This is a genomic window from Emticicia sp., assembly GCF_043780375.1.
In the GTDB taxonomy this organism is placed as follows: Bacteria; Bacteroidota; Bacteroidia; order Cytophagales; family Spirosomataceae; genus Emticicia.
Genome location: NZ_JAYWCU010000021.1, coordinates 18,684 through 35,835 on the forward strand (window position 1 = coordinate 18,684; position 17,152 = coordinate 35,835).

Consider the following 17,152-nt stretch of genomic DNA (forward strand, 5'->3'; position numbering starts at 1 on the left):
ACCTCAAGTATGACATTATTTAGAAGGTTAGGGCTTTGGACTATTGGAGCAGTTTATTTTTTAATTTTAATTGGTGGAGTTGTTCGTGCAACGGGTTCAGGAATGGGTTGCCCAGATTGGCCTAAATGTTTTGGCACTTGGATTCCCCCCACAGATATATCTCAATTACCAAGTAATTACAAAGAAATATTTGGAGAAAAACTTAAAGGAGAAGTAACTTTTAATGTCTTAAAGACTTGGATTGAATATTTGAATAGGTTAGTTGGAGTTTTGATTGGTTTTTTGGTTTTCGGTACATTTATAGCAGCGTTCTTTGCTTTTTGGAAAAAAGATAAAACTATTGTTTGGCTGAGCTTTTTAGCTTTTCTATTAGTTGGAATCGAAGGTTGGCTTGGTTCAAAAGTAGTATCAAGTGAGTTACATCCAGTAATGATTACGCTTCACATGATACTTTCAATTGTTATTGTTTTTATATTATTATATGCAGTAGCAAGGTCTTATAACTCAGTTGTTACAATTGAGGAGGTTCGGGAAACAAATTCGTTGAGTTTTTTACTAATACTCACAATATTACTTACACTCGGACAAGTATTGCTTGGTACGCAGGTGCGAGAAATGATAGATAAAGTTTCTGCAATGATGGGAGATTCTTTAAGAAGCCAATGGGTTGAAAATGTAGGAGGAAAATTTCAAATACATGGAGTGTTCTCTATATTCATTTTTAGTTTAAATTTGTTGTTGTTTTACCGAATCAGAAAAAATATTGCTGAAAAAGGAATCATTTACAACTTTACATTATGGCTTTTGATTTTAATTGTGGGCGAAATTCTTTCAGGAATTTCATTAGCTTATTTAGGGTTCCCAGCGTTTATGCAACCATTTCACCTTACAATTGCTATTGTGGCAATAGGTATTCAGTTTGTGATTTATTTATTATTGAATAAAGAAAGTGTTTTTAGAAGCGTAGCTTCACCCCAATAGATGAGTACAACAATTTCGCAAAATATTTTTGCATATAAATTTAAAGCCTTTTACGAACTTACGAAGTTTCGTTTGTCGTCAACAGTAGTTTTTTCGGGAGCATTTGGTTTCATTATTGCATCCGATAAAATAGATTGGAGTAAGTTAGTTCTTTTCTGTATTGCAGCATTTTCGACAACAGCAGCAGCCAATATTATCAACCAAATTATTGAAAAAGATTTGGATAAATTGATGAATCGTACCCATAAAAGACCTTTGCCAAGTGGCAGACTTTCGGTGCAAGAAGCAGCTATTTTTGGTTGGATTATGGCAATAATCGCTATGTATATTCTGTTTTACGAATTTAATGTTCGTGCAGGTTTGTTAGCATTGCTTTCGATGATTCTTTATGGATTTGTTTATACACCTCTAAAAAGAGTGGGGCCAATTGCAGTTGCAGTGGGAGCTTTGCCTGGAGCATTTCCTCCAATGATTGGTTGGGTAGCTGCCGTTAATCATTTTGGATTAGAGCCAGGAATTTTGTTTGCTATCCAATTCTTTTGGCAGTTTCCACATTTTTGGGCAATTGCTTGGGTTTTAGATGTAGATTATGCGAAAGCAGGGTTTAAGCTACTGCCATCAAGTGGTGGACAAAATTTAAATTCGGCAATTCAAATAATGATTTATACTTTATTTTTACTGCCATTATGTTGGATTCCTCATTATTTAGGTATGACGGGTGTTAATTCAGCAGTAATTGCAACTATTTGTGGTGTGTTGTTTTTAGCTCAAACATTTCATTTGATGCGTAAGGTTGATAGAAAAGCAGCTTTACAGCTAATGTTTGGTTCATTTATTTATTTGCCAGTAGTGCAAATAGCGTATTTGTTGGATAAAGTGTAGTATTTCTTACTCCAAAAATTGAGTAAGTTTTCAAAATCAAAAAAATGAGTAATAAAAATATTAAGGGTCATTCGGTAACTCCAATTGGTGTGCAAGAACCCGCAGCAGTATTGTCGGTAAATAAGTGGAAGTTTATTATTTGGTTGTTTATTATTACTATTGTCATGCTGTTTGCTTCTCAAACAAGTGCCTATTTGGTAAGAAGAGCAGAAGGTAATTGGGCAGAATTTGAAGTACCACAAATATTTTGGTATAGTACAATAGTTTTGATAATAAGTAGTGTTTCGATGCAATGGGCATTAATATCAACAAAAAAGAATAATATTGCCAACTTAAAAATAGCAGTAGGTATAACATTTACTTTTGGAGTTTTGTTTTTAATAATGCAATATCTTGGATGGCAGAATTTGCAGCAACAAGGTGTATTTTTAAAAGGTAATCCTTCTGGTTCTTTCTTTTATATTTTTACAGGTTTGCACATGGCACACCTTTTACTTGGATTAGGCATTTTGACTGCTACTTTGGTAATGACTTTCAAGAAAGAAGTGAATGCTGATAATACGATTTTAGTCGAAGTTTGTGCAACAGCATGGCATTTTTTGGATATTCTTTGGATTTATTTATTTGTGTTTTTATTGTATTTTAGATAGGTTTTACGTTTTTGACTGAAAGGTCAAAATAATTGAAAATTATTAACCAAAGCGGCATACCGCTAATATTTGTTTTATGGCAAGTGCAAATACCTCTACAACCGCAGACCATTTAATTTGGAAAGGTGGCGTACAACCAATGAAAGTTGGTTACGGAAAATTAATGATGTGGATTTTTCTCCTATCAGATACCTTTACGTTTTCAGCTTTACTTGTTACTTATGGTTTGATTCGATTCAGCTTTCCAATTTTTGAAGGTGCAAGAAAAACCTTTGAATTTTCGAATGCATGGTGGCCAATACCAGAGAAAGTTTTTGAATCTGTTCCTTTCTTACATGGTGTTTCTGCCCCATTGGTTTTTGTTGGAATAATGACATTTATTTTGATTATGAGTTCTGTTACAATGGTTTTGGCAGTTGAAGCTGGTCATCGTCGTGATAAAGCGGATGTAGAAAAATATATGCTTTGGACCATTTTGGGCGGTTTCGCTTTTTTAGCTTCACAGGCTTGGGAATGGGCTCATTTAATTCATGGGTCAGTAGAAGGATTAAAAACTGCATCGGGTGAAATCGTGCATGGAGCTAATTTAGTTCGCAACGAATATGGCCCGCCTGCGTTTGCCGATTTATTTTTTGTCATCACAGGTTTTCATGGTACTCACGTATTTTCGGGTGTTGTGTTAAATGTTTTGATATTTTACAATGCAGCAAATGGGGTTTATGAAAAACGCGGACACTACGACATGGTTGAAAAAGTAGGTTTATATTGGCACTTTGTAGATTTGGTTTGGGTGTTTGTATTTACTTTCTTCTATCTTGTATAAACAATGATGGTTTGATATTAATAATTGAATAAGACCTCTTTAAAAACTAAATAAAATGGCTGAACATACTGAACACGGCGAAAATGCCCCTTCTCCAACAAAAGAGATTTGGAGAACATTCTGGATACTTTTAGGAATTACGACACTTGAGTTTATCATTGCATTTACAGTTGATGCAGACAATTATAAGTGGACAAAAGTTGGTATATTTATCATTTTGACACTTGTGAAGGCGTATTATATTGTTGGAAATTTTATGCACTTAAAGCATGAAGTAAAGTCATTGATTTGGACAATTATTCTGCCATGTATGTTTGTATTGTGGTTAGTTGTAGCGTTGATGGTTGAAGGTGGATACATTGGATTTGAAAGACTTTTCTTTACTAAATAAATGAGTAAAAATACTGCCAAAGTCGGAATACTAATAGTTATATTAGCTGTTCCGACTTTTATTTTTGTTTTCCTGAAATTATTTGGGCAAAACTATTACAAACTCCCCTACTTAATGCCCGAAGTTGATGCTACGGGACAAGTGGTGATGAAAGGAGCAGATACGGTGTTTCATCAAATTCCAAACTTTGACTTGATTGACCAAAATGGTAAACAGTTTTCTTCGGCACAGACCAAAGGTAAAATTTATGTTACCGACTTCTTTTTTACACGTTGTGGCACAACTTGCCCTAAATTGACTACAAACTTATCTCGTATTCAGAGTCTTTTTGCAAACGACCCAAATATCTTAATTGTTTCGTACTCGGTTGACCCTAAACATGATTCTTCGGCGGTTTTACAAAAATTTGCCCAAAAATATGATGCAAAAACTGGGAAATGGTTTTTCATAACTGGCGATAAAAATACAATATATGATTTGGCTATTAAAGGCTATAAATTGCCCGCCGCCGACGCATCAGAATATGATAAGAATATTAAATCAATAGACGAAACATTTATACATTCTGAAAAGTTATTATTAATAGACAAAGAAGGCTACGTTCGAGGAATTTATGATGGAACGTATTCGCCAGATGTGGAACGATTAATAGCCGAAATAAAAGTTTTATCAGAAATTTATAAAAGTAAAAAATAGCAGAAATTGAGGAGCACTATAGAAATGACAACTATCGGAATAAAACAAGAACAAAAATCAATGACGTTCATAAACGTCTTGTCAGTAGCAATTCCTGTCGTGGTGGCAGTATTATTGGGTATTCGTCAGAAAGTTGATATTGGAGCGTGGACAAAGGTTTTGCCGCATGTAATTGGGGCAATCAATACCATCACATCAGTTTTATTAATATATGGTCTTTATTTAATCAAGCAGAAGCAAATAACACTTCACCGTAAAGTGATGACTGGTGCTTTTTCAATGGGAGCATTATTTTTGGTTTGCTATGTACTTTATCACTTGACAAATCCATCGACACAGTTTGGCGGAGAAGGTTTTATTAGATACTTTTATTACTTTATTTTAATAAGTCATATTGGTTTATCGCTTATTGTATTGCCTTTGGTGCTGCGTGCTTATTTCTTTGCATGGACAAAGCAATTTGAACGCCATAGAAAAATGACACGTTATGCTTTTCCAATTTGGTTATATGTCTCAATTACAGGCGTTATTGCTTACTTGATGATAAAACCTTATTATTTGCAGTAAATAATCTTTAACATTAATTCGAATGAGAAAGTTATTATTAGTTATTGTCTTGCTCATTGCCAATTGTTCTCTAACAATGGCTCAATGTGCCATGTGTAGAGCAACGGTAGGGAGTAATTTGAGCGAAGGAAGAGGTGTAATTGGTACAGGTATTAACGATGGAATTTTATTGATGTTGGTTTTTACGTATTTGTCAATTCCTACGTTGATTTTTGTTTGGTATCGTACCGCCAAGAAGGAAATGCGTTTGAAAATGGAAAAAGCGGGGTAACCAAAATTCATGATTACCCACAATATTTTTTCTTTCAGTATAAACTCGGAAATACCAACGGTTTTACTTCGTGCATCATTTCATAAACGGCATCAAAAATAGTTTCAGCATTTGGTTTTGAGAAATAATCTCCGTCAGAAGCATAAGCGGGGCGATGTGCTTGAGCTGAAATAGCTTTAGGAGCAGAATCTAACCAACGATAAGCATTTTGTTCGTCAATCACTTGTTGCATCATAAATGCCGAGCCACCACCTGGCACATCTTCATCGGCAAAAATTACTCGATTTGTCTTTTTGATTGACTCAAGAATTTTATGATTAATATCAAAAGGTAATAATGATTGCACGTCAATTACTTCAACACTAATGCCAATTTCTTCTAATTGTGTCGCTGATTCCATTATGATTCTACACATTGACCCATAGGTTACAATGGTTAAATCAGTTCCTTCTTTCAACGTTTCGGGAATTCCTAATGGCAAGCATATTTCAGAAAGATTGTTTGGCATTTTCTCCTTGATTCGATAGCCATTCAAGCATTCAATAATCAATGCGGGGTCATCGCCTCTGAGAATTGTATTATAAAAACCAGCTGCTTGAACGAAATTTCGAGGAACTAAAACATGAATTCCACGCAATGAGCCAAGCATAGCTGACATTGGTGAACCTGAGTGCCAAATGCCTTCCAAACGATGCCCACGTGTACGAATAATTAATGGAGCTAATTGCTTGCCAACGGTACGATAACGCAACGATGCCAAATCGTCGGTAAGAGTTGCCAGAGCGTAATAAATATAATCGAAGTATTGAATCTCTACAATTGGGCGTAAACCACGCATGGCAGCCCCAATTCCTTGCCCTATGATGGTAGTTTCACGAATACCCGCATCTGTTACTCGAAGTTCACCATGCTTTTCTTGCAAGCCTGCAAAACCTTGATTTACGTCTCCAATTTTACCAACATCTTCACCTAAAGCAAAAACTCGTGGGTCATTTACAAGTAAATTATCAAAATAAGTATTGATAATTTCACGTCCATCAACCATTAGACTATTGTCGCTATATGAAGGAGCAACACCTTTGACATTCATTGGCGAAGTTGGATATTCGCTTAACAAATGTGAATTAAAACGTATATAATTTTCGGGAGCAATCTCTTTAAACCAAGTAAGAATACCTTTTTTCGATGAAATCTCTTCAAAACGTAGCAGACGAATTGCTTTTTTCATTGCAGAAACCACATCTCGCCGAACAGCATTTTCGGTTTTTTCTAAAATATCTCTAATTTCGGCAATGGCTTTGGCATTTTTACTTTCGGAAGTAGCATTTTTTAATAGAACAATTGCTTGTTCATATTCTGTTTTAAGCGAATCACGGTAGGCTGTCCAAGCGGTATTACGTGATTTTTTTGCTAAATCTTTTGCTCTTGCTTCAATCTCTTTCAATTCTTGCTCTGAACCATAATCGTTTGCTAAAATCCATCGACGAAAATGTACATTGCAATCAAATTCATGTTCAAAAGCCAATCGGTCTTTAGATTTATAACGCTCGTGCGAACCTGAAGTTGAGTGTCCTTGTGGTTGTGTAACTTCAATGACATGAACCAAAACAGGCACATGTTGGTCACGGGCATAACGTGCTGCTCTTTGGTAAGCCTCCACCAATTCCACATAATTCCAGCCTCTTGCTACTATAATTTCTAAACCATTAGAACCATCTTTACGCTGAAACCCTGCCAATGCTTCTGAAATACTTGATTTAGTAGTCTGATATTCAATCGGAACAGAAATGCCGAATCCATCATCCCAAACTGAAAAAATGAGAGGAACTTGTAAAACACCAGCCGCATTTATTGCCTCAAAAAACATTCCTTGCGAAGTTGAAGCATCGCCAATAGTGGCAAAACAAACTTCATTGCCATTATGAGAAAACTTTGTAAGTTCCTGTAAATCAGCATTTTGTCGAAAAAGTTTTGAAGCATAAGCCAAACCAACGGCCCGAGGCATTTGTCCGGCAGTTGAAGAAACATCACAAACAGTATTGTACAATTCTGTTTGGTCGAGCCATTCACCTTTTTCATCAACCCAATGATTTCCGTAGTGGGCATTCATCGATCGCCCGCCCGTGAAAGGGTCGTGGGCAATATCGGTATGGGCATATAACTGAGCAAAAAACTGCTGCCAAGTAAGTCCACCAATGGCTGCCAAAAAAGTTTGGTCACGGTAATATCCAGAGCGAAAATCTCCCTTTCGAAAAACCTTCGACATTGCCAATTGAGCGAGTTCTTTTCCATCGCCAAAAACCCCAAATTTGGCTCGTCCCCTAAAAACATCCTGTCGTCCAATGTAGCTAACTTCACGGCTTTCGCAAGCAATGCGGTAATCGTTTAGCACTTCTTCTTGGGTCAGAAGTACATCGGTCGAGGTGATTGGGTCAAGAAGTTCGGTCATAGAAGGATGAAGAGTTGAAAAATTCTCTTTTACTGAAAAAAATTAGTTGTCATACTAATTAATTATGACGTAAAGTTAGAATAAAATAAATTATTTTCAAAAAAATGATTGATTGACAAAATTTTGTTAATGACTTGTTAAAAATTTGGTGTATGTATATTAAATGATGTTTATTTGCGTTAGAATTATGCTTTACTAATAAAAAATCATTTTTTAACTTTAAAATTTATAAAATCTAATGAAAAAATTATTTTCAACAATCGCAGTAGTTTTTGCTTTCGTAGCTTCAGTACAAGCTCAAGGAGTATTAAAATTTAACAAAGAAGTTCATGATTTCAGTAAAATTACTGAAGGTCCATTGGCTACTTACAATTTTGAAGTAACTAACACAGGTACTGCTCCAGTCGTTATTTCAAACGCAATGGCATCGTGCGGTTGCACAACGCCAGAGTGGTCGAAAGACGCTATCATGCCAGGTGGCAAAAGTGTTATCAAAGTTGGTTATAATACTTCTGGTCGCCCAGGTTCATTTACAAAAACGATCACTGTTACAAGTAATGCAGAAAACGCAACTGTTATTTTGACTATCAAAGGTGAAGTAACTGGTGCAGCTGCTCCTGCTCCAGCCGCTCCAGCGGCGGCAGCACCAAACGCAAAGAAAAAATCGAAATAAGAAATAGATTTTATATTTTAAAAGCTCTCTGTTCAAAGAACAGGGAGCTTTTTTTATGATAATATTTTTGCGTAATTATTTGACAAAAACTATTGATTGTCAAATGTTTAATACATTTTAACTTGTTGCTTTTCAACTTATAACTTCTATAATTTGCCAAAGTCAAAAAAAATATCGAATATCGAATAAAATATTGACCCTTACGTAAACGAATCTTTAAACTATGACTTTTCTCTGCATTTGTACTTACTTCAAGGGTGTTGAGTTTCTAAAATCATGCAAAGCCGAAGGAAACACCGTTTATTTACTCACCAACAAAAAATTAGAACATAAGCCTTGGCCTTGTGAGTCGGTCGATGAGTTTTTTTTCTTGGATAATGTTGAAAACACTTTCGATACGTACCAAAAAATATTGACTGGCTTATCTAATTTGATGCGTAGCAAGAAAATTGATCGTGTGGTTGCTTTAGATGACTTTGATGTAGAAAAGGCTGCATTAGTCCGTGAGCATTTCCGAATTCCGGGGATGGGACAAACTACGGCTCGGTATTTTCGTGATAAATTGGCTATGAGAGTTCAAGCACAAGATTCGGGTATTGCTGTGCCACCTTTTAGTCCGCTTTTTCATGACATTGATATTACAGAGTATTTGCAGAAAACGTCGCCTCCGTGGGTTATAAAACCCCGCTCAGAAGCTTCGGCGGCTGGAATTAAGAAAGTACATAGTTTTCAAGAAGCATGGGACACCCTTCATACTTTGGGCGACGAGCGACATAATTTTTTGATTGAGCAATTCAAACCTGGCGATGTTTATCATGTTGATGCCCTAACAGTAGCAGGAAAAGTGATTTTTGCGAGAAGTAACCAATACCTCAATACACCTTTTGAAGTGGCTCATGGTGGCGGAATTTTTCGTTCGGTTACTGTAGAACACGACTCGCAAGACGACAAGGCTTTGAAGAAAATGAATGAGCAAGTAATGAAGGCTTTTGGTTTGAAATTTAGTGCGTCTCATACCGAAATGATAAAATGTTACGAAGATGATAAGTTTTACTTTTTAGAAACGGCATCTCGTGTTGGGGGAGCAAATTTGGCAGAAATGGTTGAATTTTCGTCTGATATAAATTTATGGCGAGAATGGGCAAAAATAGAAACAGCAGTAGCAACGGGAGGAAGCTATGAATTGCCACGAGTAGAAGATGATTATTCAGGAATTGTTATTTCGCTTTCGTCGCATCAATGTCCCGATTATACCCCGTTCAACGACCCTGAAATTGTTTGGAAAATGGATGATGAATATCATATTGGCTTAATTGTTCGCTCAAAAAGTCGTGAAAAGGTAATGGAATTGATGGAAAAATACGCTAAAATGATTAGAGATTTAGGTTATCACGCTTCTGCTCCTGCTCCAGACAAACCAGTACATTGAAATTTACGATTTTAGATTTACGATTTTTGTTTAGTCGCAACTGGGTGCGATTCATAAATTGTAAATCGCCAATCGAATTAATCTAAAATCGTCAATAGACTATGAATCATCAACAAATAATTGAATATGTAAACTCCCATCCTTCGGGAAAGGTAAAATTAGCCATTGCCGATATTGATGGTGTTTTGCGTGGAAAATATATCAGCAAGCAAAAATTTATGTCAGTCATTGAGGGTGAACTTGGCTTTTGTGATGTAGTTTTTGGCTGGGATATGGCAGATGTTTGCTATGATAATGGCACTTTCACAGGTTGGCATTCGGGTTACCCCGATGCCAAAGCAAAACTTGATTTAAGTACTTTTCGTAAAATTCCTTGGGAAAATGATGTGCCTTTTTTTTTGGGAGAATTTATCGAAAATGCTGCCGAAGTTTGTCCTCGAACTTTATTGAAAAAAGTTGTTAAAGATGCTGAAAGTCAAGGATTTAAGCCTTTTTTTTCGCAAGAGTTTGAATGGTTTAATTTTGAAGAAACACCTACCACAATCCATCAAAAAGGCTTTCAAAACCTTACGCCACTAACGCCTGGAATGTTTGGCTATTCGCTTTTGCGGAGTAGTTTGCGAAACGATTTTATGACCAATCTTTTTGAGCAACTCACAAAATTCGATATTCCAGTAGAAGGACTTCACACCGAAACTGGGCCAGGGGTTTATGAGGCGGCCATTGCTTATTCCGAAATTTTGGAAGCGGCCGATAGAGCTATTTTGTTTAAGACTTCGGTGAAAGAAATTGCCAGTAAATTAGGTATAATGGCAACTTTCATGGCAAAAATCAATGAAAATTTGCCAGGTTGTAGCGGACATGTGCATCAAAGTCTTTGGGACAGCGATGAAAAGAAAAATCTTTTTTATGATGAAGAATCTCCCAATAACATGAGTAAACTCATGGAAAGTTATATAGCTGGGCAGTTACATTGTTTGCCATTTATTTTGCCCATGATTGCCCCGACAATCAATAGTTATAAACGCTTAGTTGAAGGTGCGTGGGCTCCAACAACGCTTACTTGGGGTATTGATAACCGTACGGTAGCTCTTCGAGTTTTACCATTAGGCAAAAAATCTTGTCGCCTCGAAACCCGTGTGGTTGGTTCAGACACCAATCCATATTTGGCATTGGCAGCTTGTTTGGCGGCAGGTTTATATGGTATTCGCAAAAAATTAAAACTAAATCAACCAGCCACTATTGGTAATGGTTATCGAGATATTAGCAACGGGATTTTACCAAGAAACCTTGATGAGGCAACTAAAGCAATGCAAAATTCAGATGTTACCAAAGAACTATTTGGAGAAAAATTTGTCGAACATTTTACTCAAACCCGTGAGTGGGAGTGGAGGCAACAGGCCAAAGCCGTAACCGATTGGGAATTGAAACGTTATTTTGAGATTGTTTGATATTTTTGTAGGGACGTATTGCAAACGTCTTATTCGTCAATAATGCTTGGCAAGGCCGTACGCTGTACGTTTCAATATTTCTATCAAATAAAATTACAAATAATCTATGATAATTTTCGTCGTTGTTCTTGCCATTGTTTTTATTATTGTCTCTTCTACTTGGCTTAAACTACATCCATTGCTTGGTTTGTTGGTGGCAGCTTTGGGTGTTGGTATTTTTACGGGTTTGCCCGTAGATAAACTTGCGGAAACAATAGGAAAAGGTTTTGGCGAATTAATGTCGAAGATTGGTTTGATGGTGATTTTGGGTTGTGTTATTGGGGCAATTTTAGATAAATCGGGGGCAGCTATTAAGGTTGCAGATATTATTTTGAATCTTTTCGGGAAAAAACACCCCGCTTTTGCCATGTCGGTTATTGGGGCAATTGTTGGAATTCCAGTTTTTTGTGATTCAGGATTTATTATTTTATCAAAACTCAATAAAATTGTTGCTAAAAAAACCAATCGTCCGCTTGGTACAATTGCAATTGCTCTCTCAGGTGGGCTTTTTGCAACCCATACGCTTGTACCGCCTACGCCAGGGCCACTTTCGGCTGCAGGAAATCTCAATATCTCAGATTCGGTCGGATTGGTTATTTTGGTGGGTTTAGTGGTTTCTATTCCGAGTTTATTTTTATCAACTTGGTTTGCACAAAAATTTGCTAAAAATTTAGACATTACACCAGATGATGAAGTAATAAACGATGATTTAGAAGAAAAAATCATGATGCCCGCATGGAAGGCTTTTATGCCAATTTTACTGCCGATTTTATTAATAACAATTGCTTCATTTGCTAAAATTCTTCATTTTCCCGAAGGACTTACTAGATGGCTAAGTTTTTTCGGTAGCCCGTTGATTTCATTTTTATTGGCGATATTTTTTTCATATTCATTATTTCCTGAAAAACCTGCTGAAAAAATGTTGTCTTGCTTCAAAAGTGGTATTGAACATTGCGGAACAACCTTAGTTTTAGTAGGAGCAGGTGGTGCATTTGGGGCAGTTTTGAAAGAAACCCCTTTAAAAGACATGATAAGTAGTTGGTTGATAACCAACCAAACTTCGGGCGTAGTTTTCTTGCTTATTGCCTTTTTGGTTGCGGCATTTTTCAAAACAGCACAAGGTTCAACCACCAGTTCAATGGTGCTTACTTCGGGTATTTTAGCTCCTTTAACCACCTCTATGGGTTTTACTGAGCCATTAGACCTTACTCTTTTAGTAATGGCAGTTGGTAGTGGTGCAATGACCGTTTCGCACGCAAATGATGCGTGGTTTTGGGTGGTTTCACAGTTTACAGGACTCACACAAAAAGATACTTACCGCACGCACACATTACTAACAGGCTTGCAGGGCATCGTTAGTTTAATAGTTACTTGTTTGATTTATTTGATTTTTTGAGCGTGTGTATGCAAAGAGGCTTTTACATATTTCTATATTTAGTCATAACTGTCTAATAGAATCTTCTATCCAGATAGTAATTCGCCCACGATTGTACAAACTTGCCTTGTAGGCTTTCCAGTTTTTTAATTTATATGTATCTTTGAGCTGAGTTATTAGCTGATATATCTTCATAGCTTTCTTTGGTCGCTACAAAGCAACGCTAATAAGCCATCTTAAATTTATCCTCATAGCGACCAAGTAATTGATAATTTTTATGAAATTAATAGAAGCAAAGTTCGTAACAAGTGCAGCTGATTACCGCAAATGTCCGCCACCAGAAAAGCCAGAATACGCTTTTATTGGTCGCTCAAATGTGGGTAAATCATCACTGATAAATATGTTGGTGGCAAGTAAAAATCTAGCCAAAACCTCACAAACGCCTGGAAAAACACAATTAATTAATCATTTTGAAATAAATAAAAGCTGGTACTTGGTTGATTTGCCCGGCTATGGTTTTGCCAAAGCACCTAAAGCAGAGCGTGATAAATGGGGAGAAATGATTGGTGAATATTTGGTCAATCGTGAAAACTTAATGTGTGTTTTTGTTTTAATAGATGTAAGGCACGAACCACAAAAGGTTGACATAGAATTTTTAGATTTTCTGGGAGAAAAAGATGTGCCATTTTACTTAGTTTTTACAAAATCTGATAAAGTTGGAAGTATAACAGCAGAAAAAAATGTTGAGTCTTTCAAACAAACTATGCTTTTGAGTTGGACAAAAATACCTCAATATTTTATTACTTCGGCCGAAAGAAGAACAGGGCGTGACGAATTACTGAAAGCAATCGAGGAGTTGAATCTATCTTTTAAAAAATAATTCGTACTTTTGTGGCGTTATTTATCTTTACAACTACTTAAAACCAAAATCAATATATTTTTCAAATGGAATTATTAAGAGATATTGCCCACATTTCTGGAAAAAGTGGTTTGTATAAAATTTTAAAGCCCGGACGAGGTGGCGTAATCGTTGAAACGCTTGACGAGAAAAAACAAAAAGAAATGGTTAGTTCAAATGCTCGTGTATCGGTTTTGAAAGACATTTCGATTTATACCGAAGACCAAAACAAATCAATTCCTTTAGGAGATATTTTGTTGAAAGCCCGTGAACTATACGGCGAAAAAGTAGAGTTTGACTTTAAAAATGCCTCGAACAATCAAATATTTGACTTTTTCTCAGAAATCATGCCTGATTTTGACCGTCAAAAAGTTTATCCTTCTGACATCAAAAAGATTATTGGTTGGTACAATGTTCTTTCGCAAAACTTACCTGAAATATTCATTCCAGAAGTTGCTGTGGATGCAGCCGAAGAAATTGCCCCAGTGGACACTGCCACAGTGGATATTGCCGCAGTGGATACTGCCCCAGTGGACACTGCCACAGAAGCAACTGTTGTCGAAGAAATCGTAGAGGTAAAAGCGTAACAATAACAGAAGATATTTACGAAAGCCCGTCAGCAATGATGGGCTTTTTTTGTAAAATGATCGCTTCAGCGATCCGATTTATAATTCGTTTGTTTTTAACGTAATAATGTATCTTTGTCTTACAAAAATTCAACCTATATGAAAAAACTCTTATTCTTATTAATTTGCACAAATCTCGCTTTTGCCCAACTTCCGCAACTAAATCTCGAAAAACCTAAGCCATTTAAGCAGCAAACATTCTGCAACCCAATGGACATCAATTATCAGTATAATTGGGAGCAAACCAACGAAAAAATCTCTTATCGCTCAGGTGCTGATCCGGTGGTTATTACGCACAAAGCGAAGGGCCGTCCCAGCGAATATTATCTTTTCCATACGATTCAAGGTGGTTATTGGAAATCGAAAGATTTATTGAATTGGCATTATATAGTACCGAGTCGCTGGCCGATGGAAGATATGTGTGCCCCTGCGGCTATTTCGGTGCGAGATACTTTGTATTTGTTTCAGTCAACGTTTCAGCAAAGACCCATTTTTTATACCACAACGCCCGAAACTGGGAAACTTCATTTTTATAACCGCTGGTTGCCACAACTACCAAAAGATATTGGCCCGTGGGATCCCGCTTTGTTTCATGATGATGCCACCGACCGTTGGTTCATGTATTGGGGTTCGTCGAACGTTTACCCAATTTTTGGAGCAGAATTAGATAAATCTAAAAATTTGACTTATAAAGAAAAGAATAACTATAAAGAATTAATTTACCTTCACCCCGAACTACATGGCTGGGAGCGTTTTGGTCGTGACCACCGAGATACTATCAAGCCATTTACAGAAGGGGCTTGGATGACAAAAAATAATGGCAAATATTACCTACAATATGGTGCTCCAGGAACAGAATTTAATGTTTATGCCAATGGAACTTATGTAAGTAATGACCCACTTGGACCTTTTACGTATGCACCCAATAATCCAGTTGCGTATAAACCAGGAGGTTTTATGACTGGTATGGGGCATGGAAATACTTTTCAGGATTTGTACGGCAATTATTGGAATACAGGCACGCCGTGGATTGCCGTCAACTGGAATTTTGAACGACGCATTGAAATGGTTCCTGCGGGTTTTGACAAAGACGGCCTGATGTTTGCCAATACTCGCTTTGCCGATTTCCCACAAAAATTACCGACTAAAAAATGGCAAAAAAGCGATGAGCTTTTTGCGGGGTGGATGCTGCTTTCTTACAAAAAACCTTGTGTGGCATCGTCGGTAAAAGAAGTAAAATTTGAGGCAAATTTAGTTACTGACGAAAATCCTCGCACATTTTGGGTAGCAAATACCAACAAAAAAGGCGAAACACTCACGATTGATTTAGAAAAAGAAGCTTTGGTAAAGTCTTTTCAGATAAATTATACTGATTACAAATCTGATATTTATGATAGTGCTTTGCCAAAAGTTTATATTCAGTTTAAGGTTTATACGTCAATCAACAATAAAACTTGGACAGTCGTTGCCGATAATACCAACGAAAAACGTGACCGACCCAATGCTTATGAAGAATTAGCAAAGCCTGTAAAAGCTCGGTATGTAAAGTTTGAAAACATCCATGTCCCGATGCCAAATTTGGCAATTAGCGATATTCGTATTTTTGGGAATGGCTTTGAAAAAACTCCAGAAATGCCACAAAATTTGAGCGTAACACGTCAAAAAGATGACCGAAATGCCGATATTTCTTGGCAAAAAGTACCTAATGCCGTTGGTTATAATATTTTGTGGGGAATTGCTCCCGACAAACTTTATCAAACTTATCAAGTATGGAACGATGCCACTTCAACGCTCGAATTACGTGCCTTAACGGTTGGTCAAAAATATTACTTTGCAATCGAATCTTTCAACGAAAATGGGGTTTCAAAAGTAAGTGAGGTGGTGGGAGCGAGGTAAATAGTTCACCGCTGAGGCACGGAAACACACGAAGTAGCACTAAGAAAATCTAAGTGAACCTTGTGTGCTTCGTGCCTCAATCGTAAAATCTACTTTAACTTAACCGTCTTTCCAGTTTTTGAAGATTTCACGGCTGCATCTAATATTTCCATCGCCACCATGTTTATTTTTAAAGACCCCAAATCATTTTCTGATTTTACTTTGCCACGTGCAACTGCCGCAAAATAGCTAAAAGCATCATTCATGGGTGTTGCCAAAGGTTTTACAGCAACTTTCTCTTCTGGAAGTGCATTTCTATCGCCTCTTCTGAGAGTCATTTGGGCAGTTTTATCGGCAAAAATATAGCCTGTTTTACCATAAACTTCGATGTCTTTTCTATCAAAAGGCCAATTCCATGAGCCTTGAAAAATACCTTGTGCTTTTGGGTATGTAACTATAATTGTCGCTTCATCATCTACATTTGGATAAATATCGGGTTTGATAGTTTGCGTAATAGCCGTCACCGAAGTTGGTCTTTCTCCTTTCATAAGCCATGCCATAATATCTGCTCCATAGCAACCAAAATCAATGATTGCTCCACCACCATTTTTTACGGGGTCGGTCAGCCAACTCAAAAATTCTTTACTCACACCAATTTCTTTTGGCCCACGATGTCCATCATGGATAACTACTTTTCTGATGTCACCAATAGCATTTTGTTCATGAATCATTTCGTAAGCTTGGTGATTACTTGCATACCATGTAGTTTCGTAATTTGTCAAAAGCTGAATGTTGTGTTTTTTTGCTAATGCTTCCATTTGGGTTGCATGAGCCAAATTTACTGCCAAAGGTTTTTCAACCATCACGTGTACACCTTTTACAGCACATTTTTGTACAGTTTCGAGATGCTCAATGATGCTTCTGAAATCACAAACGGCTTCTGGCTTTGCTTTTTCCAACATTTCATCAAGACTTGCATACCAAAGTGATTCGGGTAATTTGTATTGTTTTAGTAATCTAAAAGCCAGCTCTTTATTGGGTTCGGCAAAACCAATAATTTCTACACCAGCACGGTT

The 17,152-nt window shown here is 36.8% G+C and carries 18 protein-coding genes; 15 read left to right on the forward strand and 3 right to left on the reverse strand.

Annotated elements, in window-relative coordinates:
- The first annotated feature begins 9 nt into the window (after positions 1-9).
- The 8 genes from ACH2CJ_RS01780 (at position 10) to ACH2CJ_RS01815 (ending at position 5,261) form a co-directional block, all read left to right on the forward strand.
- A complete protein-coding gene (locus tag ACH2CJ_RS01780) occupies positions 10-981 on the forward strand; it encodes a heme A synthase (protein WP_394990358.1) in 972 nt (323 codons plus the stop codon).
- Positions 982-1,863: a heme o synthase gene (gene cyoE, locus ACH2CJ_RS01785; protein ID WP_394990359.1), complete on the forward strand. Its 882-nt coding sequence runs from the start codon at positions 982-984 to the stop codon at positions 1,861-1,863.
- 44 nt (positions 1,864-1,907) lie between these two features.
- Entirely contained in the window at positions 1,908-2,513 is a 606-nt protein-coding gene (locus tag ACH2CJ_RS01790) for a heme-copper oxidase subunit III (protein WP_394990360.1), read from the forward strand.
- Between the two features lie 76 nt (positions 2,514-2,589).
- Positions 2,590-3,336 (forward strand): cytochrome c oxidase subunit 3, encoded by a 747-nt coding sequence (locus ACH2CJ_RS01795; RefSeq protein WP_394990361.1) that lies wholly within the window; start codon positions 2,590-2,592, stop codon positions 3,334-3,336.
- A 55-nt stretch (positions 3,337-3,391) separates the two neighbouring features.
- Positions 3,392-3,727, forward strand: a complete 336-nt coding sequence (locus tag ACH2CJ_RS01800; protein WP_394990362.1) for a cytochrome C oxidase subunit IV family protein — start codon at positions 3,392-3,394, stop codon at positions 3,725-3,727.
- Complete coding sequence (locus ACH2CJ_RS01805; protein WP_394990363.1) at positions 3,728-4,423, forward strand: SCO family protein; 696 nt, start codon at positions 3,728-3,730, stop codon at positions 4,421-4,423.
- Positions 4,424-4,447: 24 nt separating this feature from the next.
- A complete protein-coding gene (locus ACH2CJ_RS01810; RefSeq protein WP_394990364.1) occupies positions 4,448-4,990 on the forward strand; it encodes a DUF420 domain-containing protein in 543 nt (180 codons plus the stop codon).
- A 22-nt stretch (positions 4,991-5,012) separates the two neighbouring features.
- Positions 5,013-5,261 carry a hypothetical protein gene (locus ACH2CJ_RS01815; RefSeq protein ID WP_394990365.1) on the forward strand — a complete coding sequence of 83 codons (249 nt, stop codon included), beginning with the start codon at positions 5,013-5,015 and terminating at the stop codon, positions 5,259-5,261.
- Positions 5,262-5,295: 34 nt separating this feature from the next.
- Here ACH2CJ_RS01815 and ACH2CJ_RS01820 read toward each other — a convergent pair whose 3' ends face one another.
- Positions 5,296-7,710: a thiamine pyrophosphate-dependent enzyme gene (locus ACH2CJ_RS01820; protein ID WP_394990366.1), complete on the reverse strand. Its 2,415-nt coding sequence runs from the start codon at positions 7,708-7,710 to the stop codon at positions 5,296-5,298.
- A gap of 238 nt (positions 7,711-7,948) precedes the next feature.
- On the opposite strand from ACH2CJ_RS01820, the gene ACH2CJ_RS01825 reads away from it, so the two are divergent.
- The 4 genes from ACH2CJ_RS01825 to ACH2CJ_RS01840 all read left to right on the forward strand — a co-directional run bounded on the left by ACH2CJ_RS01825 (position 7,949) and on the right by ACH2CJ_RS01840 (position 12,698).
- Complete coding sequence (locus ACH2CJ_RS01825; RefSeq protein ID WP_394990367.1) at positions 7,949-8,383, forward strand: DUF1573 domain-containing protein; 435 nt, start codon at positions 7,949-7,951, stop codon at positions 8,381-8,383.
- Between the two features lie 223 nt (positions 8,384-8,606).
- Complete coding sequence (locus ACH2CJ_RS01830; protein WP_394990369.1) at positions 8,607-9,812, forward strand: acetyl-CoA carboxylase biotin carboxylase subunit family protein; 1,206 nt, start codon at positions 8,607-8,609, stop codon at positions 9,810-9,812.
- A gap of 101 nt (positions 9,813-9,913) precedes the next feature.
- Positions 9,914-11,263, forward strand: a complete 1,350-nt coding sequence (locus ACH2CJ_RS01835; RefSeq protein WP_394990370.1) for a glutamine synthetase family protein — start codon at positions 9,914-9,916, stop codon at positions 11,261-11,263.
- A 106-nt stretch (positions 11,264-11,369) separates the two neighbouring features.
- Positions 11,370-12,698: a GntP family permease gene (locus ACH2CJ_RS01840; protein ID WP_394990371.1), complete on the forward strand. Its 1,329-nt coding sequence runs from the start codon at positions 11,370-11,372 to the stop codon at positions 12,696-12,698.
- 42 nt (positions 12,699-12,740) lie between these two features.
- On the opposite strand, the gene ACH2CJ_RS01845 is transcribed toward ACH2CJ_RS01840, so the two are convergent.
- Positions 12,741-12,872, reverse strand: coding sequence for a hypothetical protein (locus tag ACH2CJ_RS01845; protein ID WP_394990372.1), 132 nt, complete (start codon positions 12,870-12,872; stop codon positions 12,741-12,743).
- 82 nt (positions 12,873-12,954) lie between these two features.
- On the opposite strand from ACH2CJ_RS01845, the gene yihA reads away from it, so the two are divergent.
- From yihA to ACH2CJ_RS01860, 3 genes are all read left to right on the forward strand, one after another.
- On the forward strand, positions 12,955-13,557 hold the full coding sequence (gene yihA, locus ACH2CJ_RS01850) for a ribosome biogenesis GTP-binding protein YihA/YsxC (RefSeq protein ID WP_394990373.1): 603 nt from the start codon (positions 12,955-12,957) through the stop codon (positions 13,555-13,557).
- A 65-nt stretch (positions 13,558-13,622) separates the two neighbouring features.
- Positions 13,623-14,162, forward strand: a complete 540-nt coding sequence (locus ACH2CJ_RS01855; protein WP_394990374.1) for a DUF5606 domain-containing protein — start codon at positions 13,623-13,625, stop codon at positions 14,160-14,162.
- A 138-nt stretch (positions 14,163-14,300) separates the two neighbouring features.
- Positions 14,301-16,097, forward strand: a complete 1,797-nt coding sequence (locus tag ACH2CJ_RS01860; RefSeq protein ID WP_394990375.1) for a family 43 glycosylhydrolase — start codon at positions 14,301-14,303, stop codon at positions 16,095-16,097.
- A gap of 89 nt (positions 16,098-16,186) precedes the next feature.
- Here ACH2CJ_RS01860 and ACH2CJ_RS01865 read toward each other — a convergent pair.
- A partial coding sequence (locus ACH2CJ_RS01865; protein ID WP_394990376.1) for a Gfo/Idh/MocA family protein occupies positions 16,187-17,152 on the reverse strand: 966 nt, incomplete at its 5' end.

What these genes read in the sequence shown, in the direction of transcription:
- ACH2CJ_RS01780 (WP_394990358.1), top strand. Translation starts at nt 10, where the DNA reads ATGACATTATTTAGAAGGTTAGGGCTTTGGACTATTGGAGCAGTTTAT.
- cyoE (WP_394990359.1), top strand. Translation starts at nt 982, where the DNA reads ATGAGTACAACAATTTCGCAAAATATTTTTGCATATAAATTTAAAGCC.
- ACH2CJ_RS01790 (WP_394990360.1), top strand. Translation starts at nt 1,908, where the DNA reads ATGAGTAATAAAAATATTAAGGGTCATTCGGTAACTCCAATTGGTGTG.
- ACH2CJ_RS01795 (WP_394990361.1), top strand. Translation starts at nt 2,590, where the DNA reads ATGGCAAGTGCAAATACCTCTACAACCGCAGACCATTTAATTTGGAAA.
- ACH2CJ_RS01800 (WP_394990362.1), top strand. Translation starts at nt 3,392, where the DNA reads ATGGCTGAACATACTGAACACGGCGAAAATGCCCCTTCTCCAACAAAA.
- ACH2CJ_RS01805 (WP_394990363.1), top strand. Translation starts at nt 3,728, where the DNA reads ATGAGTAAAAATACTGCCAAAGTCGGAATACTAATAGTTATATTAGCT.
- ACH2CJ_RS01810 (WP_394990364.1), top strand. Translation starts at nt 4,448, where the DNA reads ATGACAACTATCGGAATAAAACAAGAACAAAAATCAATGACGTTCATA.
- ACH2CJ_RS01815 (WP_394990365.1), top strand. Translation starts at nt 5,013, where the DNA reads ATGAGAAAGTTATTATTAGTTATTGTCTTGCTCATTGCCAATTGTTCT.
- ACH2CJ_RS01820 (WP_394990366.1), bottom strand. Translation starts at nt 7,710, where the DNA reads ATGACCGAACTTCTTGACCCAATCACCTCGACCGATGTACTTCTGACC.
- ACH2CJ_RS01825 (WP_394990367.1), top strand. Translation starts at nt 7,949, where the DNA reads ATGAAAAAATTATTTTCAACAATCGCAGTAGTTTTTGCTTTCGTAGCT.
- ACH2CJ_RS01830 (WP_394990369.1), top strand. Translation starts at nt 8,607, where the DNA reads ATGACTTTTCTCTGCATTTGTACTTACTTCAAGGGTGTTGAGTTTCTA.
- ACH2CJ_RS01835 (WP_394990370.1), top strand. Translation starts at nt 9,914, where the DNA reads ATGAATCATCAACAAATAATTGAATATGTAAACTCCCATCCTTCGGGA.
- ACH2CJ_RS01840 (WP_394990371.1), top strand. Translation starts at nt 11,370, where the DNA reads ATGATAATTTTCGTCGTTGTTCTTGCCATTGTTTTTATTATTGTCTCT.
- ACH2CJ_RS01845 (WP_394990372.1), bottom strand. Translation starts at nt 12,872, where the DNA reads ATGAAGATATATCAGCTAATAACTCAGCTCAAAGATACATATAAATTA.
- yihA (WP_394990373.1), top strand. Translation starts at nt 12,955, where the DNA reads ATGAAATTAATAGAAGCAAAGTTCGTAACAAGTGCAGCTGATTACCGC.
- ACH2CJ_RS01855 (WP_394990374.1), top strand. Translation starts at nt 13,623, where the DNA reads ATGGAATTATTAAGAGATATTGCCCACATTTCTGGAAAAAGTGGTTTG.
- ACH2CJ_RS01860 (WP_394990375.1), top strand. Translation starts at nt 14,301, where the DNA reads ATGAAAAAACTCTTATTCTTATTAATTTGCACAAATCTCGCTTTTGCC.